Origin of the sequence: Pseudomonas sp. X4 (genome assembly GCF_040784925.1) — a bacterium.
Classification (GTDB): domain Bacteria; phylum Pseudomonadota; class Gammaproteobacteria; order Pseudomonadales; family Pseudomonadaceae; genus Aquipseudomonas; species Aquipseudomonas putida_Z.
Window position 1 is genome coordinate 2,702,322 of sequence record NZ_CP160798.1, and the last position, 23,222, is coordinate 2,725,543.

19 protein-coding genes and 1 tRNA gene are annotated in these 23,222 nt (G+C 57.5%); 5 read left to right on the forward strand and 15 right to left on the reverse strand.

Features of this window, described 5'->3' with window-relative positions; all coding sequences use genetic code 11:
- Positions 1 to 133: 133 nt before the first annotated feature.
- Both ABX298_RS11930 and ABX298_RS11935 read right to left on the reverse strand, forming a co-directional pair.
- Positions 134 to 1,501 carry an ATP-binding protein gene (locus tag ABX298_RS11930; protein ID WP_367394423.1) on the reverse strand — a complete coding sequence of 456 codons (1,368 nt, stop codon included), beginning with the start codon at positions 1,499 to 1,501 and terminating at the stop codon, positions 134 to 136.
- Position 1,502: 1 nt separating this feature from the next.
- On the reverse strand, positions 1,503 to 2,222 hold the full coding sequence (locus ABX298_RS11935; protein WP_025337347.1) for a response regulator: 720 nt from the start codon (positions 2,220 to 2,222) through the stop codon (positions 1,503 to 1,505).
- A 140-nt stretch (positions 2,223 to 2,362) separates the two neighbouring features.
- On the opposite strand from ABX298_RS11935, the gene ABX298_RS11940 reads away from it, so the two are divergent.
- On the forward strand, positions 2,363 to 4,660 hold the full coding sequence (locus ABX298_RS11940; protein WP_367394424.1) for a TonB-dependent siderophore receptor: 2,298 nt from the start codon (positions 2,363 to 2,365) through the stop codon (positions 4,658 to 4,660).
- 152 nt (positions 4,661 to 4,812) lie between these two features.
- On the opposite strand, the gene ABX298_RS11945 is transcribed toward ABX298_RS11940, so the two are convergent.
- The gene (locus tag ABX298_RS11945) at positions 4,813 to 5,019 is read right to left on the reverse strand and encodes a DUF3079 domain-containing protein (protein WP_085721806.1); all 207 of its coding nucleotides are present in this window, start codon (positions 5,017 to 5,019) and stop codon (positions 4,813 to 4,815) included.
- Positions 5,020 to 5,591: 572 nt separating this feature from the next.
- Here ABX298_RS11945 and ABX298_RS11950 point away from each other — a divergent pair.
- Positions 5,592 to 6,512 carry a hypothetical protein gene (locus ABX298_RS11950; protein ID WP_367394425.1) on the forward strand — a complete coding sequence of 307 codons (921 nt, stop codon included), beginning with the start codon at positions 5,592 to 5,594 and terminating at the stop codon, positions 6,510 to 6,512.
- A gap of 252 nt (positions 6,513 to 6,764) precedes the next feature.
- On the opposite strand, the gene ABX298_RS11955 is transcribed toward ABX298_RS11950, so the two are convergent.
- From ABX298_RS11955 to ABX298_RS11980, 6 genes are all read right to left on the reverse strand, one after another.
- Positions 6,765 to 10,019, reverse strand: a complete 3,255-nt coding sequence (locus tag ABX298_RS11955; RefSeq protein WP_367394426.1) for an ATP-binding protein — start codon at positions 10,017 to 10,019, stop codon at positions 6,765 to 6,767.
- A 354-nt stretch (positions 10,020 to 10,373) separates the two neighbouring features.
- Complete coding sequence (locus tag ABX298_RS11960) at positions 10,374 to 10,652, reverse strand: hypothetical protein (protein WP_367394427.1); 279 nt, start codon at positions 10,650 to 10,652, stop codon at positions 10,374 to 10,376.
- Complete coding sequence (locus ABX298_RS11965; protein WP_367394428.1) at positions 10,649 to 11,629, reverse strand: integrase domain-containing protein; 981 nt, start codon at positions 11,627 to 11,629, stop codon at positions 10,649 to 10,651. Before ABX298_RS11965 ends, ABX298_RS11960 begins: the two co-directional genes overlap by 4 nt.
- Before the next feature lie 928 nt (positions 11,630 to 12,557).
- A complete protein-coding gene (locus tag ABX298_RS11970) occupies positions 12,558 to 13,877 on the reverse strand; it encodes a tyrosine-type recombinase/integrase (protein ID WP_367394429.1) in 1,320 nt (439 codons plus the stop codon).
- Between the two features lie 163 nt (positions 13,878 to 14,040).
- A tRNA-Thr gene (locus ABX298_RS11975) sits at positions 14,041 to 14,116 on the reverse strand.
- Positions 14,117 to 14,214: 98 nt separating this feature from the next.
- Positions 14,215 to 14,463 (reverse strand): hypothetical protein, encoded by a 249-nt coding sequence (locus ABX298_RS11980; protein WP_015268625.1) that lies wholly within the window; start codon positions 14,461 to 14,463, stop codon positions 14,215 to 14,217.
- 576 nt (positions 14,464 to 15,039) lie between these two features.
- Here ABX298_RS11980 and ABX298_RS11985 point away from each other — a divergent pair.
- Positions 15,040 to 15,330 carry a DUF3077 domain-containing protein gene (locus ABX298_RS11985; protein ID WP_003257466.1) on the forward strand — a complete coding sequence of 97 codons (291 nt, stop codon included), beginning with the start codon at positions 15,040 to 15,042 and terminating at the stop codon, positions 15,328 to 15,330.
- 381 nt (positions 15,331 to 15,711) lie between these two features.
- On the opposite strand, the gene ABX298_RS11990 is transcribed toward ABX298_RS11985, so the two are convergent.
- The 5 genes from ABX298_RS11990 to ABX298_RS12010 all read right to left on the reverse strand — a co-directional run bounded on the left by ABX298_RS11990 (position 15,712) and on the right by ABX298_RS12010 (position 20,018).
- Positions 15,712 to 16,917, reverse strand: coding sequence for a methyltransferase (locus ABX298_RS11990; protein ID WP_367394430.1), 1,206 nt, complete (start codon positions 16,915 to 16,917; stop codon positions 15,712 to 15,714).
- A gap of 124 nt (positions 16,918 to 17,041) precedes the next feature.
- Positions 17,042 to 17,731, reverse strand: coding sequence for an ABC transporter permease (locus tag ABX298_RS11995; protein WP_039613181.1), 690 nt, complete (start codon positions 17,729 to 17,731; stop codon positions 17,042 to 17,044).
- Positions 17,731 to 18,423 carry an ABC transporter permease gene (locus ABX298_RS12000; protein ID WP_286100863.1) on the reverse strand — a complete coding sequence of 231 codons (693 nt, stop codon included), beginning with the start codon at positions 18,421 to 18,423 and terminating at the stop codon, positions 17,731 to 17,733. Before ABX298_RS12000 ends, ABX298_RS11995 begins: the two co-directional genes overlap by 1 nt.
- Before the next feature lie 54 nt (positions 18,424 to 18,477).
- A complete protein-coding gene (locus ABX298_RS12005) occupies positions 18,478 to 19,233 on the reverse strand; it encodes an ABC transporter substrate-binding protein (protein ID WP_046614504.1) in 756 nt (251 codons plus the stop codon).
- Positions 19,234 to 19,244: 11 nt separating this feature from the next.
- A complete protein-coding gene (locus tag ABX298_RS12010) occupies positions 19,245 to 20,018 on the reverse strand; it encodes an ABC transporter ATP-binding protein (RefSeq protein ID WP_075044343.1) in 774 nt (257 codons plus the stop codon).
- A 664-nt stretch (positions 20,019 to 20,682) separates the two neighbouring features.
- Between ABX298_RS12010 and gabP the strand changes: the two genes are divergently transcribed.
- Positions 20,683 to 22,068, forward strand: coding sequence for a GABA permease (gene gabP, locus ABX298_RS12015; RefSeq protein WP_025337364.1), 1,386 nt, complete (start codon positions 20,683 to 20,685; stop codon positions 22,066 to 22,068).
- 180 nt (positions 22,069 to 22,248) lie between these two features.
- Here gabP and ABX298_RS12020 read toward each other — a convergent pair whose 3' ends face one another.
- Positions 22,249 to 22,692: a hypothetical protein gene (locus ABX298_RS12020; protein WP_075044344.1), complete on the reverse strand. Its 444-nt coding sequence runs from the start codon at positions 22,690 to 22,692 to the stop codon at positions 22,249 to 22,251.
- 238 nt (positions 22,693 to 22,930) lie between these two features.
- Between ABX298_RS12020 and ABX298_RS12025 the strand changes: the two genes are divergently transcribed.
- Complete coding sequence (locus tag ABX298_RS12025) at positions 22,931 to 23,200, forward strand: hypothetical protein (protein ID WP_075044345.1); 270 nt, start codon at positions 22,931 to 22,933, stop codon at positions 23,198 to 23,200.
- Positions 23,201 to 23,222: the final 22 nt, after the last annotated feature.

Here is a 23,222-nt window from a genome sequence, read left to right on the forward strand (position 1 = left end):
TGCTGGCCTCATCGCCGGCAAGCCAGCTCCCACCTCGACCGCACCGATTTCAAGCCATGCGCAGTACCTGTGGGAGCTGGCTTGCCGGCGATGAGGCCCGCACAGGCGGTACAGTTCCTCCCCCGCAAAAGTGTTAGCGAGGCAACAACACGCTGACCCGCAACCCACCCCCCTCGCGGTTCGCCAGCAGCAACTCGCCCCCATGACTGGCAGCAATCCGCTGGGCGATGCTCAACCCCAGCCCATACCCCCCGGACGCCTGGTTGCGCGACCCTTCACCACGCACGAACGGGTCGATGATGGTCGCCAACAGGCTCGGAGCAATCCCCGGGCCGCGGTCATCGATATGGATGAACACCCCCGTGGTCGCCTGCTCCAGCGTGACCGAAACCTCCTTGGCATAACGCAACGCATTGACCAGCAGGTTCTGCAGGCAGCGCTGCAGCAGCAGGGCATCGACCCGCAGGCTGCCCGCCTGGCCATGCACCGGCAACGGCTCTTCGGCAGTGGCCAGCTCCGCGCACTGGCGCACCACCAGCCGGTCCAGGTCCACCTGCTGCAGGTTCTGTTGCTCCCCCGCGCGCAGGTAATCGAGCACCTGGCCGATCATGTTGTCCATCTGCGCAATGTTCTGCCGCAGGCGTTGCCGGTTTTCGTCGTCCGGCAGGCGCTCCAGGCGCAGGCGCATGCGCGTCAGCGGGGTGCGCAGGTCGTGGGACACGGCGGCCAGGAAGTAGGCCTTGTCGTTGACCATCGCGATCAGCCGCTGCTGCATGGCGTTGAAGGCCTGGGCCGCCTGGCGCACTTCCTCCGGGCCATCCAGCGCCAAGGGCGGCTGCTCGAGGTTGCTACCCAGGCCGCGCGCGGCATCGGCCAGGCGCCGCAACGGGCGCAGGCACAGGCGCACGGCTATCAGGCACACCAGCAAAACCGCGACGATGCGCAGCGCGTACACCCGCAACAGGTAATCGCTGATCAGCACCCAGGCCGACTCGCCGCTCCAGCCTTGCAGTTCCTGGCCCTCGATGGTCAGCCAGTGCCCATCGGCCAACGGCACCGCGAACTGCAGATGCGCCTGGGCCGTGCGCAGGCCGAACAGGCTGCGCCAGACGATCGGCTGGCCCTGTTCGTCGGTCAATTGCACCTTCATCAGGCGCACGTCCTGGGCATGCCCCAACTCGTACTCGAGGGCCTGGTGCAGCAACAGCTCGACACGCCTGCGCCCGCGGCGCTCGTCCTGCACCGGCGTGGGCAGGGCTTCACTGCAACGCAGTTGGTAATGCGCAGGCGCCTGCAGTGCACCGGCACCGCAGTCGGCCTGAGCGATCAACGGCGCGCTGCGTGCGGCAATCAGCCGGACAGGGGCCTCGAGAACCTGGGCGAAACGCACATCGAACCAGATGCTGCTGGACATCAACTGGATCAGCACGGTGCCGCTGACCATTATCAGCAGCAACTGGCCGAACAACGTGCGTGGCCACAGCCGGCGCAGCCAGCGCATGTCAGGTATCGGCCCCGTTGGCGGCGATGCTCAGCAAATAGCCTTCGTTGCGGATAGTGAGAATTTGCGCGGCACCCGCCGGCGCGTGGCGCAGATGCTGGCGTAGGCGGCTGACGCACATGTCCACCGAACGGTCGTCGGGCAGGTGGTCGCGGCCGAACGCACTGCGCGTCAGCTGGTCGCGGGACACCACGCGGTTGTTGGCTTCCAGCAGTTCGCGCAGTACGCGGTAGTCGGAGCGGGGCAGGGTCAGGGTCTCTCCATCGGGGCGGGTGAGCAGGCGCTTCACGTGTTCCAGGCGGAAGCCGGCGAACAGCTGGGCATCTTCTACCGGCTCTTCGGCGGGGGCATCCAGGCGTTGCGGACGACGCAGCACGGCCTTGATCCGAGCGATCAGCTCGCGTGGCTCGAAGGGCTTGGCCAGGTAGTCATCGGCACCCACCTCCAGGCCGATGATGCGGTCCAGCGTGCTGCCCTTGGCCGACAGCATGATCACCGCCAGCCCCGGCGTGGCTTGCAGCTGGCGGCACAGGCTCAGGCCGTCTTCGCCCGGCAGCATCAGGTCCAGCACCACCAGCTCCACCTTGTGCCGGGCCAGTTGTTCGCGCATCTGCTCGCCGTCAGCCGCTGCCAGCACGTTATAGCCGGCATCTGTCAGGTAATCACAAAGAAGTTCGCGGATCTCGTCGTCATCGTCGACAACAAGCAAAGTTGTGCTCATGCAGATAAACACCTGTTCGGTGAGGGCCGGTGGCGCTCGTTACGTTCGATTACATCCCCGTACAAGCCGGGTCTGGAGCCCGGGGGGCCGATCCCTAGAATCCTAACAAAAAATCATCTGCAAATACGAAGCCTTCCCAAATGAACTCCGAGAGCACACCGAACGCCTTCCCCTCCATCAGCCGAGGCGGCACGCGCCTCAAACCGCTGGCCCTGTTCATTGCCGTGGCCGTCAGCGGTGGCGCGATGGCTGCCGACAGCAAGCCCCTGGAACTGGAGGCCACGCAGATCGAAGACAGCGCCCTGCTGCCTGCCGACGAAGCTGGTCAGCTGGGTTACACCGTCGAAAGCACCCGCAGCTCCACCGGCCTGGCCCTGACGCCGCGCCAGACGCCGCAGTCGGTCACCACCATTACCCGCCAGCAGATGGATGACCGCGACATCCACACCATCGAGCAAGCGCTGGAAACCACCCCGGGTGTGACCGCGAGCAAGTCCGAAGTGGGCGGGCGTACCGACTACCGTGCCCGTGGTTACTCGATCAGCAACTGGAAGGTCGATGGCCTGCAGTTTCAGGGCGGCTCGGACTTCAGTGGCGGCGGCAACGCACTGAACATGGACCTGTACGAGCGCATCGACATCGTGCGCGGCGCCAACGGCCTGCTGGGCGGTACCGGCGACCCGTCGGCCACCGTCAACCTGATCCGCAAGGCACCGACCAGGACGTTCGGCGGTAGCGCCTATGCCACCTACGGCAGCTGGGACAAGCGCCGCCTGGGCGCCGACCTCAACCTGCCGCTGTCCGAAGACGGCCGCCTGCGTTCGCGCTTCGTGATGACCCAGCAGGACGCCAACTCATTCCGCGACAACCAGTCCGAGCGCTCCCGCGCCGCGCTGGCCAATTTCGAGTTCGACCTGGACGACGCCACCACCCTTGGTGCCGGCTACCAGTACGAGTACAACAAGATTGTTGGCGGTGGCTGGGGTGCGAACATCCCGATCTGGTACAGCGATGGCAGCAAGACCGACCTGCCGCGCAGCACCAACGTGGTACCCAGCTGGAGCTTTGGCGAGTACACCACCCGCACCGCGTTCGGCTCGCTGGAGCACCGCTTCGACAACGACTGGACGCTGAACCTGAAAGCCGCCCAGAGCACCGCCGAAACCCTCAACCACCGCGGCCTGGCCAAGGTCAACTCGGCGGGCCGTGGCAGCTACGGCGGCTACTGGGACCAGGATGGCAGCGGCGCCGTGCTCAACGGTCTGCACAGCTCCACCGACACCACCCAGCAGTCGGCGCAGATCGACCTGTCCGGCCCGTTCCAGCTGTTCGGCCGTACCCACCAGGCGATGGTTGGCTACAACGACAGCCGCACCGTGGCCTGGTCGCCGGAATACACCTGCACCATGGTTGGCGACGGCATGGCCAGTGCGCCTGCGCTGGGTTGCCAGTTCCGCGCCAACAACGGCTTCCCGCTGACCGACTGGCGCAATGGCGTCGATGACGACTACAACATCATCGCCTCGCGCACCGGCCGCCACAGCAAGACCACCACCCGCCTGCAGGGCATGTACGCGGCAACCCGCCTGAGCATCACCGACCCACTGTCGGTCATCCTCGGCGTGCGCACCAGCAACTACTCGGCCACCACCCGCAGCGTGACTGGCGCACGTACCAGCCAGGAAGAGAACGGCATCGTCACCCCGTACCTGGGCGCCGTGTACGACCTCAACGACAACTACTCACTGTATGCTAGCTACACCGACATCTTCACCCCGCAAACCGCTGAAACCAGCAGCGGCAGCAAGGTCGAGCCGATTCGCGGGCAAAGCTACGAGACGGGTATCAAGGGAGAGTGGTTCGATGGCCGCCTGAATGCTTCGGCGGCGTACTTCCGCACCAAGCAGGAAAACAAGGCAGTGCTCGACGGCGACCTGACCACCCCGACCGGTGGCGACGCCTACAAAGCCGGTTCCGGCCAGGAAACCGACGGTATCGACCTGGAAATCGCCGGCGCCCTGACCCCCAGCTGGAACCTGTATGCCGGCTACACCTACCTGCACTTCCGCCGCGTCGACAGCGACGGCCGCAGCGACCCATCGCACCTGTTCAAGGCCTCGACCACCTACCGCCTTTCTGGCCCGCTCGACCGCCTGACCCTGGGCGCCGGGGTTACTGCGCAGAGCAACATCCGCGCAATATCCAGCCCAGCGGGCCAGCCGAGCAATGGTGTGAGCAACGGTGCCACCGACGTGAACTGGTCCGGTTATGCCATCTGGAATGCCATGGCCAAGTACCAGCTGACCGACGACACCAGCGTCAGCCTCAACGCCAACAACCTGTTCGACAAGCACTACTACACCCGTTACGGGTTCTATGCCGGGGCGATTTATGGTGACCCACGCAACCTGTCGCTGACGGTCAGCACAGCGTTCTGATCAGGCTGGCGCAGTCAGGTGTAGGAGCGGCCTTGTGTCGCGAAAGGGCTGCGCAGCAGCCCCGGCAATTTGTGCATTTACGCTGAAGTTCTGGGGCTGCTGCGCAGCCCTTTCGCGACACAAGGCCGCTCCTACAAGGGACCGCGTAAAGCTCACTTGGGCCCTGTGTCCTGCTCTTGTTCAATCGGTTTCTCCAGCCGGTCCTCGAAACTGTCCCAGTCCTCACCAAACAGTTCCACCGGGTGCATGGTCCGACTCGCCCCATTGCCACAGGCCAATGACTTGGCCGGGCAGTACAGGTCGCAGCCCCAGCAGATGCGCTCCGGGTGGCTGGGGTTTGTGGGGAATTTCTTGGCCATGGTTTCCTTCCCTCAAGGACTGACTGATCTCAGGCTAAGCTGCGTGCTGGCGTCAGGCTTGATTGAGATCAATCTTGGGGGAAGGGATGATGCAGAGCGTGCTGGAAACAAAAAAGGCCCACCTTTCGGTGAGCTTTTTTGATACTGCATATGGTGCGGCACCAGGAGTCAAAAATATCCCTAATTCAATGATTTGTAGTGTTTTTATTTATGATCATTTTGACCTCTATCCCTAAAACTATCCTTTGCATTAGGCTTGTCTTTCCTAGGTGTAATTAACATCAAGCTAGGGACGGTTTCTCATTCGGCTGCGGCACACCTCTAATTTATAATAATTGGAAAAGTACCTACTGCTATGGTGCGTGAGAGCATCCATCCTAGCACTGCGATTAATAAAATTGGTAAGCAGACAGGCGCGGACCATCGCTTGGCGATTTTTGGTCTGAACCCAGTAATCGTGAATTTTCTACGAACCAATAGAGTTAGATGAATTTCAATTTGTTTATTGCAGGTGCCTTTCGTCTTTCGAAAGTGTAGAATCGACTGATTATAAATAATTAGGGATAGGGTAAGTGGAAAACCACCAGGACGCAATATTGAATGACGCGCTAAGAGATGCAATAGCAACTCTTGGGGAAAGTGTGACGCCTGAACACGTTGACATACTTCGAGCTATTTTTTCAGCTGAGACCCAAGCGTGCTTCAAAGTCGTGCAAGATGTCGCTGGTTTTGAAATGGAGGTTAATCTAAAAAAACCGTTTTTAGATTTTCATCAATATGTGACAAATCCTCAGCCTGATTTCATTACTCGACTCCGAAATAATGCAAACAAAGGAGATTACTGGTATCACCAACTCGTGAATGGGATTCTTGGAAACGTACAGCAATCATTCTTGTGTGTGCTGTACCACCAAGGTAGATTGCTCGATGTGGAGGCCGAATTAATGAGGAGGTTGGCATCACTCGGCGAAATCCCTGCTCTCTCGAGAAACTCAACGCTTGGAATAGGTGGGACGCAGATTCTGGACTTTGAATACCAAGCGTATGTAATGGCATATCGTCGCTGTCTGGACCAACTTTCCACAGCCATTAGTGCTTTCTTCAAAGAACGTATTAGCTCTTTTAGAACTCTGCCTAAAAAACTTGCTCGCAAACGCCCGCTAGAAGTTGTGGAAGCTATCGCAGGTGCGCACAACAAATACATATCGGCCTTCGAATTTGTAATGTCCGAAGGCGGCGCACCATCAATAAGGGACCGTATAGCGCATTTTGAGTTCGTTCCCGCTGGCACTTTAAATATCCGAGCGGATGGAGCAGTTCTTGTTGGCGGAGGAGAGGGTTTGAACTTTGATCAAACTACAAGTGTTGAAAAAATGGAGCTTGCCAAGATAATCAATGATAAGACTGTAGCTCTGCATTCTTGCATTGCAGATATTTTAAATGGTTTTATTCAATCTGTAACTGCATGGGAGTTTGAGTCGAAGGAAGAATGAGTAGGTGTGGCTCACTGTGGTCCATTGATATAGAGTCGCGCCGGTAGTGCAAAAATACATAACGAGATCATTCGCCAGATTCTGCTGTCGGAAAAACTCAGGCTTTCGGGTTTACAGAAACACTGATTGATTCACTTTCCTCCCCAGTCAGTTGATAAGGGAGGAAAATGATCGTTCACATTTAGATGCAAGATTAAATGGTGTATGCGTCTCGCGTGCAGTGCACTTAAAATTGCGTTTGGTTGAGAGGCGTTACGAAACGGGCCTTGGGAACAAAGCAGTCCAAGAAGGTTCCTCTTTTTTTGTTCTGTAAAGAATAGGGAGAGAATTATTTGGGCAGGTTTCAGGAAGGACTAATAGTAAGCCTTGTCCTTTAAAGCCTAACGGATTTTTGTAGAGTTTAGATCCTAAATTTCTGCACAGTGCTTTTGCTCTGTGCATTTCGCTTATATCGTTCCAGAAGCTGATTTCTTCGTCGAGGAATGCAAAACCAGATGAAGGGATTATCTCGCAAATATGAAGTTCGCTTTTTATAGAAAGTTTGGATAGCGCCGAGTTAACTTTACGCTCACCTTCCTCTGTTGAAATCAATGCGATAGCAATAAGGGGGATGTCCAGCTTAAGAAGCGCTTCAGAAAACTCTTCTCCAAAATTCAATATTCCTGAAGATAGGGTGTCTCCACTGCCAACGACATCATCTATTAAGACAACAGCCTTGGGAGGTATTTCGTCTTTAAGGTTGGATAGTTTTCTTGTTATCGTCGCTGGATCAAAAATGCAAGTGGTGGTAATCGCATTTGATTTAGCATACATGCGAGCATATTGAAGCCCGCTTTTTCCTATGCCATCAGCGAATGTCACCCAAATATCATTCCGACGATCAGTTCTTCTAGTTACTGTAGATGCGCCAACTGAGGGGTGAACGGCTTTGCTATGAGCGATCTTTAGATAATCATCAATTTCCGTAGGGGTTAAAAATCTAATATTGTCAAGGATTTTGAAAAGCATTCGTTGATCTAAAATGTCTGGAACTTGGTCTAGCCATGCCCTAATTTGCTCGCCATTTACCTTTTGTGCGCGATAAGATGGCCAGCGGTTTACGAGATTTTGGATTTCTTGGGCCGAGACATGGGCTTTGTCTTCTGCAGCTCTGATAGCATCTTCGTAATCATCGCCCAATGTGCTAGTTATTAGTTTATTTAACCCAAAATCCTTGAGCCAAAGCTCAAATAACGGCACTGTAAAATAGAGCTCCCCTTCACGCTCGCTTAGAATTTCGCGTCGTTTGAAATCGTCTATTAGTGGTGTTATCTCATGTTCCTGAAGTTGAGCGCAGACAGCACGACGCTTAGCATCATCTTCAAGTCTTTTGTTTTCTCTGAAAGAGCGGCCTATGCCAACTAGTAGTCTGAGGCGTTTAAGTTCTGCTACTTCAGCTTGCTCGCGCTCGAAGCTGATACCATCCTTCCATAGATGCGCAAAAGCGTTGGTATCAAGTTCCGATAGTAGTGCGGGAAGCTCAGAGGTTATATTTGACTCGGTGATTTCTGTGTCGCGTTCGCTTACGGTAGAGCTTACGATTTTTGAACACACGAGTTTCGTGTAATAGGGATGGCCGTGGGTTATTTTGAAAATTTCATTTATAGATGCTTCGTTCCAGTTTAATTTTCCTTCAACTGGCTTTGTAATAAGCTCAAGGTACTCAACCCATTCCTCGCTGCGTGAGAAGTAATCTACAGTCTGTCGTGAGAATTTATTTAGTTGGTCTCCTTGTGCGCCTATGATAAACGGCATTTTCTCACCGCCAACCAATATAAATGCTAGGTTCTTTCGTGCTGCAAGTGTTCTAAGGTTGGCAAAGAAGGTTTCGGCAAGAGGCCCGGAGCGATAAAGTTCTGGATGAATTTCGTCAAACTCATCTAGAATTATAATAAATTTTTTTGTCGGGCTCTTTGTTTCTAATTTTTTTGCGGCCAAATTAAGGTCGGCAATGGACTCACTGAAGTCAGGTGTAAAGGCATCAGTAGCTGAAAAATACTCACTTAGAAAGTGAAAGATATTTTCGCCAAGAGACTTTAGTGTTTTTTCCGGGGTTGCTGAGCAATATTCACCATACTCTAAATATAAGCTGTGAAAGTCTTTATGCTCTCGTTCCAAGTAATCGACCACTGCTTTTGCAAGCGAAGTTTTACCTATTCGCTTCTGGCCAGTAATATATGTCGAGGTCATCGGGCGTTTCAATAGCTTGTTGGCAATTGCTTTAACCTTAGCTCCACGTCCAACAAACATATCACCTTCAGCAACCTCGAGACTGTATGGCTCTAGAGCTTCAAGCGAGGCCCAATCTACTTTTTCATTCTGTCCCTCAATCGTGATATCAAATATCTGGCTTTTTGTTTCGCCAAAAATTTCAGCCCAAGTTATTTCAATGGTCATTCCTGCTTTTTTGCATGGATTGACAATGCAGGCTCTTAAGTATACTGCGAAGTTCCCTGGAGAAACATCTCCAAGGCTCACATTTTCGTTCTCCAGAATTATGTCGGATTCATCGCCGCAATCAACTTCGACTGAAACATTAAGTGCAGTTCCTGGTCCTCTATTGATGAGTGGAATGAGAATGTTTATATAGCGCTCACTCTGGTGCAGAGGGTATTTTTTCTCTGCTGAGCCTGGAGGTTTTCTAAGCGGCTCAATATGGGATGATAACCTTTCGGAAGACGTATTTTTTATTGTCCCAATTGCGTTTCTTACAGTTTCCAGAAACGGTTGGGCAAATTGGGTTGTAAAGAAGGAGTGGCAGCTTTCAACTATAGATTGCGCTTCTTCTAGAGTAAGCTCTATTTCGTCTAGCCGCTGCTTATATTCGGAGCCATTGCAAGAGGCTAGTCCATCTATGCCCTCTAGCAGCCCTTCTAGCTTGGTTTTAATTTGGACGTAATTAAAAGGCTGTAGATAGCTTTGAAATTGTTTGTGTTTGAGTGCTTTTGAGAGTATGGCTTTTTGAGTGGCTATCTCTGATATAGAGCCAGAAACTTGATTGAGTGGCGTGTAATTAGTGCAAGCGTTGCCATGGAATGCGCGTATGATGTTTATTTTTTCATACGTTTGCATTTGCTTTTCTAGGCGTAGGAATTTCAGTAGATCTGGAACATGGCTCTCTATTATCGATAGCAGCTTTCTATTTATAACATTTGGCTGTTCGTCTAAAGGGAGCAAACCTTCAACTGCCATGCAGCGGATGAGAATAATTGACGCTGTTCGATGCCCAATTGTTGCAGATTCTATTTTTCCAAGAACACGCTCTAAATTCTGTCCAGTGTAAACTCCTGAGATTTGGCAAGTTTGCGTCAATGCGCCAACTAGGAGCGTTCGAGCGTGCTCGTAAGTGCTGCTACAGTTTATATCGCTTCCGAGTCGGCTTAATTCTAGCTCTAGCTCAAAAATTGCAGAGTTAACTGATTCAGCCGTCAGTCCTTTATCGTCTGTCTTTAGTGCGTCACTTTCCATGTCTGTCCTAAATGCTTAGGTTGGTATTTTTACATAATATATGATGGCCAAATGATGCTGTCACGATTTTTTTCGGACGGTTAACCCCCCTCCGTATTCCAGGGGTAGGCTCCTAAAACTCTATAGGCTAGGGAACGGCCTACAGTCACCTTGCACCTGAATTTCCCTGCCACCTGAAAGGCAACCGCCAAAGAAGGTGGAAAATCTTGGTCAGCTCTGGTGGAAAACGTATGCCCTAGCGAACAAGAGGTTTTCAGTGTGTTGAGACGTGAAATTCGTATATATGATTTCTTCGATGAATCCGTCGGATACCATAGGCCACGTCTTGAAGGTCCTGATTATCAGAGATAGGCCTCACTCAGCGATGAATACCCATGATTTTCCTAAACGATGAGCGAGTAACTGCACAGTTAGTAGATAGTAATATCGTGTCGCTCTACTATGCTTATTTTGGCAATGCTCGAGAAACCAAATCACATGTTTTCGCTGCCAAGACCAGGGCGTTTCTCGCTGCCAGCGCTCAGTAATTTCAGCCTGGATGATTTTCGCCTGTCGCAGATGGCGTTGCCGGGTCGCGTGCGAGCCGGTTAGCACTCCGGTCAAGAACAGCTCCATGTCGAATTGCTTACTCATGCCCGCCCACCAATGTAAGCAGCGACCACGTCGATCCGCCCGTGCCCCAGCTCGAAGCTGATTTGCCACCGGGCCTCACGATCAAGGTTCTTATCTACCTGGCAACATTGGCCGCCGTTGATTGGCGCGGTGTGTTGGGTGATCTGCTCGTAGCGCTCACATGCGTACGCCGCTCGGAGCTCATGGAAGCCCTTGAGGTTGTGTGCATGCAAGACGTCCCGTGCAGGACGGATGATTGCTTGCAGAGTAGTCAGATAGCTTTCGTGTGGCGCAATCAGGTTGCGGCTACCCGCAGGCGAAATCTGCCTTGCAAACTTAAGTGCATCTCGAATATGGCCGTCCACAGCAATCCAACGCGGCGCCGACGCACCGGCGCGACCGCCTTTGGTGCCATCCTGAATGTTAATCCTACCTAGATTGCTAGCCTCACGGCTTAACCGTGGCAGGTCAGCCAAGATGGCCTCACGCAAGCGCATGCCGGTGGCTCGCGCCAACAGAACAATCGCGGCAGCCCGCAGCTGATGACGGCTGCAAAGCGCATCGACGATCTGCTTAACCTGTTCGCGGTCTTGGCCTTGCGGCACCAATTGGCGAACCCCTGTGCGCTGCATGCCCAGAGCTTTGCTCGGGCTGGACAATTTCACGCACTGATCACCGCGAAGCGCTGCCATGGTCCTGTTAACACTGGATAGCCGATTTTGTGCGGTGCTGACGGCGAGGTCACCGCGCCTAACCACGTCGCGCAGATACGCCGCATAGTCCGCCAATACCTTCCGATCAATCTGCCGCGCATCATTGATACCTGGCCCTTGTTCGGAGCGGCACCACTTCACGAATGCCTGCCATCGATCACTGTGCGCCTTGACCGTACCATAGTGGCCACCGCCGAACATGTCTTTCAGCGCCTGCGGCCCTGCATAGCTCAATTGTCTGCCATAGCCGAAATTGCGGCCATCGCGTCTACCCACCAATGCCATGTCGCTCACCTCATCTTCCGATCTCCGATCCTCGCCCCACGTCATCCCGCCAAGAATGCTGAGTGTTATCAGGGATCAAGGCCCCTGCGACCTGTGGGGATGTCCTCTAACGCGGGACTGGCGGCTCCTTACGTCCAGGAGCAAGGGCATCTCATGATCTGGCCTCCTGAGCACCGTTACCGGTGGGCGGGTGGAGGCTGCATTGGCTGACGAGACCAGCGCCGCGAGATCCTGAGCCAGGTGCAAGCAGCAATGCGATGACCGGGGCATACCTGACTGTCAGTCAGGTGCAGTCCATTCCTTGGTCTGCGGCACCATCATCTACATGGCTGTTGCTGGTGACATCGGCGTTTGTCACGCCGATTGTCACGAGGGGGAATGCCGCAAAGCCTTATGCGATCAGGGCTGCAGCATTGGTAGAAGTGCCCGTCTCTTTCCAGAGAAAGAGACGGGCACAGGTTGGCGCAGGATTCGGCCAAGCGGATAGGTTGCTGCAGGGCAGCGAGGTACGGTGTATCTGGCGCACGAGCGCTATATGTGTAAGAGCATCCATCACATGGGTAGTGACCGGGCGAGCTGCCGGATGCTAATCGCCCTTGGGGAGAACCACCGCCAAAGCGGCGTGACCTTTAAGGTTCGGGCCACCTGGGTGCTGTCATCGACAGCGCTTGCAACTCCCGGTCTACGCCTGTGGACAATGTTCGTCAAGCAAAGCGATTTCAGGGATTTAGCGCCTGTGGATAAAACTATCCTCCGGTGGGCATCAGTGGTTTTCCACAGACGTACGCTGTGCCTGCGGTTTTTTTCTTAGGTATGGTCCTTTCAAACGGGGCGGCTTTGCAGCCCCGTTTGAAAGGACCCGCGCGGAGGAGCTTCATGCGGTGCTGTGGGTAACTTCACAGCCAGTTTGAGGTGGTGGTGCGGCGGCTTACTCGGTCCTCTTGGCACTGCGTAGGCGCGTGACGTTCTCGCCCGTCTGTTTTGCAAACTCATGCGGCGTCACATGGTCCTCGCGGTTTGCCTCTAGAAACCGGCTCCACCAGGTCATGATCATCCGGCGCTCTTCAAGGAACTCAGCCTTGTGGGTATAGGCGGCGCGTACGTTGTTGCGTTCCTTGTGGCTCATCTGCCGCTCGATAGCCGTCTCCGACCAAAGCCCGGACTCGACCAGCGCACTGCACGCCATGGCTCGGAATCCGTGGCCGCAGATATCCACCTTGGTGTCGTAGCCCATCGTCCTGAGCGCGGCATTCACCGTGTTCTCGGACATCGGTTTCCACGGTTTGGCATCCCCCGCGAACACCAGCTCGAACTTGCCGGTGATCGCGTGGATCTGCTCAAGCAAGGCCACTGCCTGTGGCGATAAGGGTACAACGTGGATATCCCCGGCCATTTTTGTACCCCTTGTGGAAAAGGGTACTCCGTCCAGCGCCGGGCGGGTGTCGGGGATCTCCCAGATGCCACGCTTGAGGTCAAACTCGTTCCAACGGGCGAAGCGCAGTTCACTGGAGCGCACGAACACGTGCAGCGATAGCATCACCGTTAGGCGCGTGAGCGGGCGACCTTTGTAGCCGTCGATACGCGCCTGTAGCTCAGGCAACCGCGATAAGGGTAGTGCGGGTCGATGTGTAACCCGTGGCGTTTTGATCGAGCCATCGAGGTCGTGAGCCGGGTTTGCTGTGATTAGTCGCAGCCGTTTGGCTTCACGCATTATGCTTTGCAGGTAGTTCTTGACCCTGAGCGCCACGTCGATGGTGCCGCGCTTCGTCACGGCTTCCAGTGGCTGCATGAGGTCGTGGGTGTCCAACTCAACGATTGCTCTGGCACCGATCAAAGGGAATACATGGGTCTTCAATCGGCTAAGTACAGTCTTGGCGTGGCCGGGCGCCCACTTCGGCACCATGCTCGCATGCCAGTCGAGCGCAACGCTTTCAAAGGTGCGGCCGTTGATCACGGCTTGGGTCTTGGTTTGTTGCTTGTACTGGATGGGATCTATGCCGTTGGCGAGCTGCTGCTTGATCTCGAAGCGCTTGCGGCGTGCGTCGCCCAGCCCGACCACCGGATAGCTGCCGAGGGCGGTCAGGCCTTCGCGGCCATCGGGTTTCACATACCTGAGCCGCCAGCCTTTGCGGCCGTTGGGTTGCACAAGCAGGTAAAGACCGTCGCCGTCGAAGAGCTTGTACTCGCGCTCTCTGGGCTTTGCCGTGCGACAGGTGGTGTCTGTAAGCGGGGCAGTGGTACGGGCCATAAGGGTAGTCTCCGATATCGAAACGGACCTCTATCCTTAAAACTACCCTTATTAGCGCTGGCTACCCTCGGAATCCGACGGAACGCCAAAACAAAAAAACCCGCCAGAAGGCGGGTTTTTCGGGGGTTCCAGAGATTTTGAAAGCTTTCTATGGAACCTTGAATGGTGCCGGCACCAGGAATCGAACCCGGGACCTACTGATTACAAGTCAGTTGCTCTACCATCTGAGCTATACCGGCAATGGGGCGTCATTATAACGATCGGTTGGCGCCTGTAAACCACTTCGTTGCGAATGTTCGCAAATGACCTAAGTCACCGACCTGAAAGAAGAATTTTCCTACCAGCCGCGATGGATGGTGGTGACGCTCGGCTCGGTTTTGCCCGGGTTGAAGAACAGCTTGTCGTTGTCGCAGCCGCGCTTGCGGCAGGGGCTTTCGGTGCGCAGGGGCAGGCCGTTGTCGCCGCCCAGCTGCATGCCGGGGTGGTTCCAGCCCAGGCTGCTGGTGGGGTGGGGAGCGGTGCCGCTGGCGCAGCCGGTCAGGGCCAGGGCGAGGGTCAGCAGGGCGAGGGGCTTGGCTTGGGTCACGATGGTCGGGTCCGTTAGTCCATTGTCGGTTCTGGCGCAACGCCAGAAGGTCGCGGGGCTGGCGGGCAGCGCGCGACGTCACTTTTTAATGATTTGGGGGGCGGATGATACACCGTTGGGCGGGATCAGCGGTGAGGCTTTAGCTTTTTGTTGCCTGTTCTGGCCTCTTCGCGGGTGAACCCGCTCCCACAGAGATATCACTGTTCTCAAGCCTTGTGAGATTCCTGTGGGAGCGGGTTTACCCGCGAAAGGGCCATCAGCCGTACGAAAATTCTGAACTAGGGGGCTAACAGCTTCAGGGTTTGGTGGCTTCGGAACTATCCTACGCGCGCCGCCGAAGTATCGCTGTTGTCGGGGAAATGGCTCACGGATACCGTTTTCGGGTCGCTCTGGCGACCGGGTGTGAGAACCCGATTTTGAACGTATCGGCTGCGTAATGGCGACCGTGCGCGGGCAGACTTTGGTCTGGCCGAGCTTCCTATGTTCACTCGGTTTCTCACCTCGTGCACGGTTGCCGCCTTTGTTCCGTGAGAAAGAATGAACACGGCAACTCCTTTGAACTAGGGAGTTTGAAAATTGAAAACGATCGATACTGATCCCCGCAGCCCCAAGCCAATCACCACCGCAGGCGTGGAAACCTTCCTCGCAGCCGGTAACCCATCCCTCAATCTGCTACGCGTCGAGCCTGGCGTCCCCGTCGATGCTGCCTACGAACATGTCTCGATTCTGATGGGCTACATCAAGCATCTGGTGCGCGAGGGGGATATGGAGGATGACCATAAATTCCTGGGCGCCGCCGATTATTTGTGCGACATGGCCAAGGCGCTGATGAACGATATCGAGATTGCCAAGAACAAGGCGCATTGATGCGGTCAGTGTGGGAGCGGCCTTGTGTCGCGATGGGCCGCAAAGCGGCCCCCGTTTTTGGCGTATTTGCAGAGATCGCTGGGGCTGCGTTGCAGCCCTTTCGCGACACAAGGCCGCTCCTACAAGGGACCGCGTAAATCAGGCCATTCTGGGTAAGGCTTTAGACGCAGTCGCCAACCACAAGAAATGTTTATGCACAAGTGGCATCGGCGCCTTGCGCGAAAGGCATGCCGGATCGATACACCGCCGGTCTTTGCGCAAACGCCTGTTTTTACTGGCCTTGACGCGCAAGCTGGAATAAGCGAAACGCTTGAAATAGCGCTTGGATCCAACAGGTAATCACAAGCTTGTTCACAGAGTTATCCACAGGTTGTGCTGCGGCTAACGGTCGCGTTCGGCAAGGATTAGCAGGTTGCGCGGGGTGAGTGGGTAGTCGCAGAACAGGCCAAGGCGCACGTTATAGCCTTGTTCTTCGAGGAACAGGGCGCGATCGAGTACCAGCCACAGCTCCAGCGGCCGGCGGAACAGGTTGCGCACGCGCTCCAGGTTGCGAACCTCGGCCAGGCGTTGCCAGCCGTCGGCTTCCAGGGCTGCCCAGTCCGGGTTGCCAGTCAGCTGCAATTGCTTGAGTTCGGCCAGGTCGCGGCAGTACTGCTCGAAGGGCTTCTCCAGCCAGGCCACGGGTAGCGACGGTGTCGGCAGGTACTCATCGGTCTGGCGCTGCTGGCGTTGCAGCAGGTCGAAGCCCAGGCGCCGGGCCATCGAGGTGTCGCGCTGGCGTCGTACGCGGGCGCCGGCGGTAACGGTTTCGCTCAAGGGCAGGCCAAGGTCGTCCAGTGACAGCCGCAGGCTGGAGGCTTGGGCGGCTGTGGATAACGCCTGGTATTGCTGCGCCGCGATGCGGTTGTAGCAGCAGGGGGCCACGGCCAGTTGCCGGCAACCTTGCTGGCTGGCCAGTTGCATCAGGCGCACATGCAGGTCGCCACAGGCGTGCAGGGCTACCACGCTTTTGTCGCCAGCCAGGTGGCGGGCGCTGTCGTTGGCCATCACATCCTGGTGCACATGCTGCGCTGGCAAGTGGTGGTGCGCGCTCAGGGCCTGGCCGGCGGCGACCAGTTCGGCATCGTATTCCAGGCAGGTCAGGTGTTGGCCGGGTTGCAGCAGGCGGCGGCCCAGGTGGCCTTTGCCGGAGCACCAGTCCAGCCAGAGACGGGGCTGTTCGCGGAAGGCCAGGTGGCTGGCGAAGGCTTCGATCTGCTGCCATTTGCGGCCGGGGACGGCTACGTCGAGGCGGTGCGCGGCGGGGGGCAGGTCGGTTTCCGGGAGGTTGCCGAGTGCCGAAAGCTGTCGGGCTTGCTGGGCCAGTTGCGGGAACGGGGCGGGCAACGGGGCTGCGGTGGTGTCGGTTTCGGCGTCTGCCAGGGAGCATTGGCGCAGGTGGGCGGCAAGCTCGGGGTGGGCGGTTTCCCAGGCCAGCTGCAGGCTGGTGAAGGGGCGGGGTTTCCACAGCTGCTGGTGCTCGATCAGGAACTGGTCGAGGGCCTGGAAGCGGGTGCTTAGGTGGGGGCTGTGGAGGTGGTTGGGCATGGGATGTGTGTTGGTTTTGAGGGCCTCTTCGCGGGTGAACCCGCTCCCACAGGTATAGTGCACAGCTTGAGGGCTGTGGGGTCCCTGTGGGAGCGGGTTTACCCGCGAAGAAAGCTAAGTGGTCTCAGCGGCCCTGGCAGGCATCCACGCGCAACCAGCGCTCCAACAGCTTGAAGCCCTGCACCAGCACGAACGAGATCACCAGGTAGAACACCCCGGCGGCAAAGAAGATCTCTACCGGCAGGTAGGTGCGGGCGATGATGGTACGGGCCATGCCGGTCAGTTCCAGCAGGGTCACGGTACTGGCCAGGGCGCTGGCCTTGAGCATCAGGATCACTTCGTTGCTGTACGCCGGCAGGCCGATGCGCGCGGCGCGTGGCAGCATGATGTAGAACAGCGTCTTGCCCCGCGACATGCCCAGCGCCCGCGCCGCCTCGATCTCACCCTTGGGGATAGACTGCAGCGCGCCGCGCAGGATCTCGGCGATGTAGGCAGCAGTGTGCAGGGTCATGGTCAGCACGGTGCACCAGAACGGGTCGCGCAGGTACGGCCACAGCGAACTCGAACGCACCATGTCGAACTGCGCCAGGCCGTAGTAGACCAGGAACAGCTGCACCAGCAGCGGCGTGCCACGGAAGAAGAAGATGTAGCTGAACGGCACCGCGCGCACATACCAGTGGCGCGAGGAGCGGGCGATGCCCAGCGGGATGGCCAGGATCAACCCGGCAACCACCGCGATGGCCACCAGCTCCAGGGTCAGGGTCGCACCCTGGGCCAGGCGTGGCAGCCATTTGATGATGACTTCCCAATTCATTATTCGGCCCTCGCAAAGCCGCGAGCGGCGCGTTTTTCCATGAAGTGCATGCCGGTCATGGCAATGATGGTCAGGCTCAGGTAGATGCAGGCCGCAACCATGTAGAAGGTGAACGGCTCTTTGGTCACGGTCACGCCGATTTGTGCGTGGCGCATGATTTCTTCCAGGCCGATCACCGACACCAGGGCGGTGTCCTTCATCAGGATCATGAACAGGTTGCCAAGGCCGGGCAGGGCGATGCGCCACATCTGCGGCAGGATGATCCGCGACAGGATGCGGCTTTTGGACAGGCCAAGCGCCAGGCCGGCTTCACGGTGGCCCTTGGGGATCGCCAGGATGGCGCCACGGAACACTTCGGTGGCGTAGGCGCCGAAGCACAGGCCCAGGGCGATCACACCCGCAGCGAAGGCGCTGAGCTCCAGGCCCGGCATGTTCAGGGCTTCACCGAGGGCGTTCATCAAACCGACGGTGCCGAAATAGATAAGCAGTACCCACAGCAGTTCGGGCACGCCGCGAACCAGGGTCGAATAGAAGCCACCAAGCCATTGCAGCGGCTTGATCGAGGAAGTCTTGGCCAGGGCGCCGAGCAGGCCCAGGACCAGGCCCAGCAGCAAGGCGCAAAGCGCCAGTTTTACGGTCATCAGGGTGCCGGCTATCATGGCCGGACCGAATCCGTGCAGGTCGATATTCATGGGCAGGTCATTCTAGGGACTGGCGCGCCGCAAGGGCGCGCCGGTCGGGGCGGATCATTCGATGCTGAACGGGAAGTACTTGTCGTTGATCTTCTTGTACGTGCCGTCGGCCTTGATTTCTGCCAGGGCCTTGTTCAGGTCGTCGCGCAGCTTGGTGTCACCCTTGCGCACGGCAATGCCGATCTTGTCGCTGTCCATCACCGGCTCGCCCTTGAACTCGAAGTTCGAGCCGTCTTTGCTCTTCAGCCACTCGTACTGCACGTACTTGTCGGCCAGGATGCCGTCGATGCGGCCGGAAACCAGGTCGAGGTAGGCGTTTTCCTGGGTGTCGTACAGCTTGATCTCTACGTCGTCACCGTAGTTGTCCTCCAGCCAGGTGCCAGCCAGGGTGGCGCGCTGGGTGCCGATCACCTTGCCCTTGAGCGAGGCCTTGTCGGTCTTGAAGTCGACGTTCTTTGGTGCGATGAACTGCAGTTTGTTGGAGTAGTAGGGGTCGGTGAAGTCGACGGCCTGCTTGCGCTCGTCGGTGATCGACAGCGACGACACCAGGAAGTCGAACTTCTTGGCGTTCAGGGCCGGGATGATGCCGTCCCAGTCGGAGGTGACGACCGAGCACTCGACTTTCATCTTGGCGCACAGGGCGTCGCCGATGTCTTTGTCGAAGCCGACCACGTTACCGCTGGCATCCTTGTTGTTGAACGGTGGGTAGGCGGCTTCGATACCCATGCGCAGTTTTTCTGCGGCCAGGGCGTTGGCCGACATCACCAGCGTGGCAGCAGCTGCCAGGAGGAACTTCTTGTAAGTGTGCATGTATTGCTCCGTTAGCGGTGGCTGGACATGAATTGCTTGCAACGCGCCGAGGTCGGGTTCTCGAAGACCTGCTGCGGCGATCCCTGCTCTTCGACCAGGCCCTGGTGCAGGAAGACGACTTCACTGGACACATGGCGGGCAAAGTTCATCTCGTGCGTCACCAGCAGCATGGTACGGCCTTCTTCGGCCAATGCGCGGATAACGTTTAGCACTTCCTGGACCATTTCCGGGTCGAGCGCCGAAGTTGGCTCGTCGAACAGGATGACCTTGGGCTTCATGGCCAGGGTACGGGCAATGGCGGCGCGCTGTTGCTGGCCACCGGAAAGCTGGGCGGGGTAGCTGTGGCGCTTGTCGTAGATGCCCACCTTGTTCAGCAGGGCTTCGGCGGCTTCGATGGCCTCGGCCTTGCTCTGGCCGAGCACGCGGCGTGGCGCCTCGATGATGTTGTCGAGGATCGACATGTGCGGCCACAGGTTGAAGTTCTGGAAGACGAAACCGATCTCGCTGCGCAGGCGGTTGATCTGGCGGTTGTCGGCGGCGACCAGGTCGCCGTTCTTGGCGGCCTTGAGCTTGAGGGCTTCACCGGCGACCAGGATTTCGCCCTGGTGCGGGTTCTCGAGCAGGTTGATGCAGCGCAGCAGGGTGGACTTGCCGGAGCCGGACGACCCCAGGATGGAGATCACGTCACCGTCGCGTGCGGTCAGCGAAATGCCCTTGAGAATTTCCTGCTCGCCGTAGCGTTTGTGCAGATTGCGGATTTCCAGCGCGGGCGTGGCCTGAGCCATGTGCGGTCCTCATGTGTACGGGTGCGTTCCCAGCTGTTGGCGGCCTTCCTGGCGTGCGCCAAGCTAGCATAGCGGCATTATCACGGCCAACAGGGTCGCTGGGGACTCGGGGCGCTGGTGGGGCGGTTTGTCGCATCGTTGCAGCGCAACGTCGCGCGGATGTCCGCGAAGGTGTCGCCCAGCACCAGAGCCTTGATGAAAAAAGGCGCGATGGTGCCAGCTTTGGCCCGCTCATGGAAGCGGTTTTAGACCTTTCGCGGGCTCGCCCGCTCCCACAGGTTCGTTAAAAAGCTCAAATGGTTGCACCTGACCTGTGGGAGCGGGCATGCCCCCGAGCGGGTGCGGTCAGGTCTTCAGGTTGTACCTCTAGGTTGCACTTTTTTGCATTGCAGCGGTGCACAGGTGTTACCGGGGAGCACCTTTGGTGCGTTTGTAAGTGGGTATTTCAGTAATCCGATGATTTGGCGGCCTTTCGGTCAGCCGTTGGCCGAAAGCCCTCCAAACCGCATACTAAAAGGCCTGCCGACTTTTCTGACGAATGCATTCAGCACATGGCGCGCTTATTGCCAGTAGGAAACCGCCGATTGCAGCGACGCCCAGGTCAACCCCAGGCGCGCTCCGTAACCGCAGTCGGAGTGGTCCACTCCTTACAAAGGTAGTTTTAATGAGCGGTAACAATTCCAATGACCTCGCTCAGGGGCTCAAACAACGGCATGTGACCATGCTGTCCATCGCTGGCGTCATCGGTGCCGGCCTGTTCGTTGGCTCCGGCCACGCCATCGCTGCTGCGGGCCCAGCCGTGCTGCTGGCTTACGCTGCCGCCGGTACGCTGGTCGTGCTGGTGATGCGCATGTTGGGTGAAATGGCTGTCGCCTCGCCTGACACCGGTTCGTTCTCTACATATGCCGACCGCGCCATCGGGCGCTGGGCCGGTTTCACCATTGGCTGGCTGTACTGGTGGTTCTGGGTGCTGGTAATTCCGCTGGAGGCCAACGCCGCAGCGGCCATCCTGCATGCCTGGTTCCCTGCGGTCGACCTGTGGGCGTTCTCCCTGGTCATCACCTTGGCGCTGACCCTGACCAACCTGTGCAGCGTGAAGAACTACGGCGAGTTCGAGTTCTGGTTCGCCCTGCTCAAGGTGCTGGCGATCATCGGCTTCATCGCTGTGGGTTGTGCTGCCATGTTCGGCTTTGTGCCGAGCAGCCAGGTAAGTGGTGCCAGCCACCTGTTCGACACCCAGGGCTTCATGCCTAACGGCCTGGGCGCGGTGCTGGCAGCCATGCTGACCACCATGTTCTCGTTCATGGGTACCGAAATCGTTACCATTGCCGCTGCCGAGTCGAAGGATCCGGGCAAGCAGATCAGCCGCGCCACCAACTCGGTGATCTGGCGTATCTGCCTGTTCTACCTGGTGTCGATCTTCCTGGTCGTGGCCCTGGTGCCGTGGAATGACCCGGCCCTGGCCGAGACCGGTTCCTACCAGACCGTGCTGAGCCGCATCGGCGTGCCGAATGCCAAGCTGATCGTCGACATCGTCGTGCTGATCGCCGTGACCAGCTGCCTGAACTCGGCGCTGTACACCTCGTCGCGCATGCTGTTCTCGCTGAGCAAGCGTGGTGACGCCCCGGCCATTGCCCAGCGCACCACCAAGTCGGCTACCCCGCATGTGGCGGTTCTGCTGTCCACTGCAGCGGCCTTCCTCTGTGTGTTCGCCAACTTCGTGGCCCCGGCCCAGGTGTTCGAGTTCCTGCTGGCCAGCTCTGGTGCCATTGCGCTGCTGGTGTACCTGGTGATTGCCGTGTCGCAGCTGCGCATGCGTGCCCAGCGTGAGGCCCGCGGCGAGAAGATCACCTTCAAGATGTGGCTGTTCCCGGGCCTGACCTGGGCGACCATTGCCTTCATCATTGCCATTCTGGTGGTAATGGCGCTGCGTGAGGACCACCGCGCCGAAATCATCGCGACCGCACTGCTGAGCATTGGTGTGGTGGCGGCTGGCTTGCTGGTGCACCGCAAGCGTGAAGCTGCCGGGCGGGTGGCGCTGGACAACTGATCCGCGCTGGCTGAAATGAAAAGGCCGCGTCCTGTGAAGGGCGCGGCCTTTTTTGTTGACTGTACCGGCCCTTTCGCGGGCTTGCCCGCTCCCACAGGGACGGCATTGCCTTCGGGCCTGTGGTGTTCATGTGGGAGCCGGCTTGCCGGCGATAGGGCCCGGGCAGGTTATCCAGCCCTGTCAGCCAAACTGCTTCTGCTGCTGTTGCTGCTTGGCAACCAGCTCTGAAGCCGCCACATAGGCTGCCTGGAACTCATCGCTCTCCAGCCAGGCCATGGTGGTCTCTTCGTCGGCCCCGTCCAGCCATTTGCGGTAAGCATTGAACACCAGCACGATGTAGTCGGTGGCGTGTTCTTCCTTGTGCCCCTTGAGCACCAGGGCCAGCAGCGGGTCTACCAGGAACACCGAAATCATCGGCACCAGGCCGCCTTCCTGGGCCTCCTTCATTTTCTTGAACAGCGGGTCGTAGCTGCCCGATTCCATGGCCTTGTTGTACACCTGCTCGATGCTGGCGCTGTCGCCTGCGCTGGCCTTGACTGCCTGGCCGCTGCGTACCATGCGGTTCTGCTTGGCCTTGCTGGCGGCGCGCTTGGCGCGTTTCTGTTGCTTGGTGGGGGTGGCCATGGGGAATCCTTGGGCGTGTCTGAAAAGTGCGCGTATTGAAGCGCAATTACCAGAGAAACCCAAGCTGTGCCCCTTTTCGGCATAGGCTGCCAGATGTGCCAGGGATTCGTGTCCCGATTATGGCGACTGCGCAACGTCAGTAGCTTCTCTCCTGCTGTCACTCACGCCAGGCGACAGCCAATTTCGACAATGGATCGGCGCTTTGAGCACGCGTATGTCTGCGCAAAAGGAGAGAACCATGAAGCATTTCTATCTTGTTACTCTATACGGCTATACCGACGACGGACGCCTTGTCTTTCCGACCGGCTTCGCCCCCTGCGATGGACCGCAGATCACGAAGGAGGATCTCGGCGCAGTTATGGCCGATCTTTATGAGAACGATAAACGTTTCAAGAGCGGCCTCGGTTTGCATAGTGTCTCCTACCTGGGCTACATGACCGAAGACGCCTTCGAGCATCTTCGCTCCATGCCTGATGTGGGGGCAGACGAAGAAGCTGACGAGGACTAAGGTTCGATCCGCAGCCCTTCTT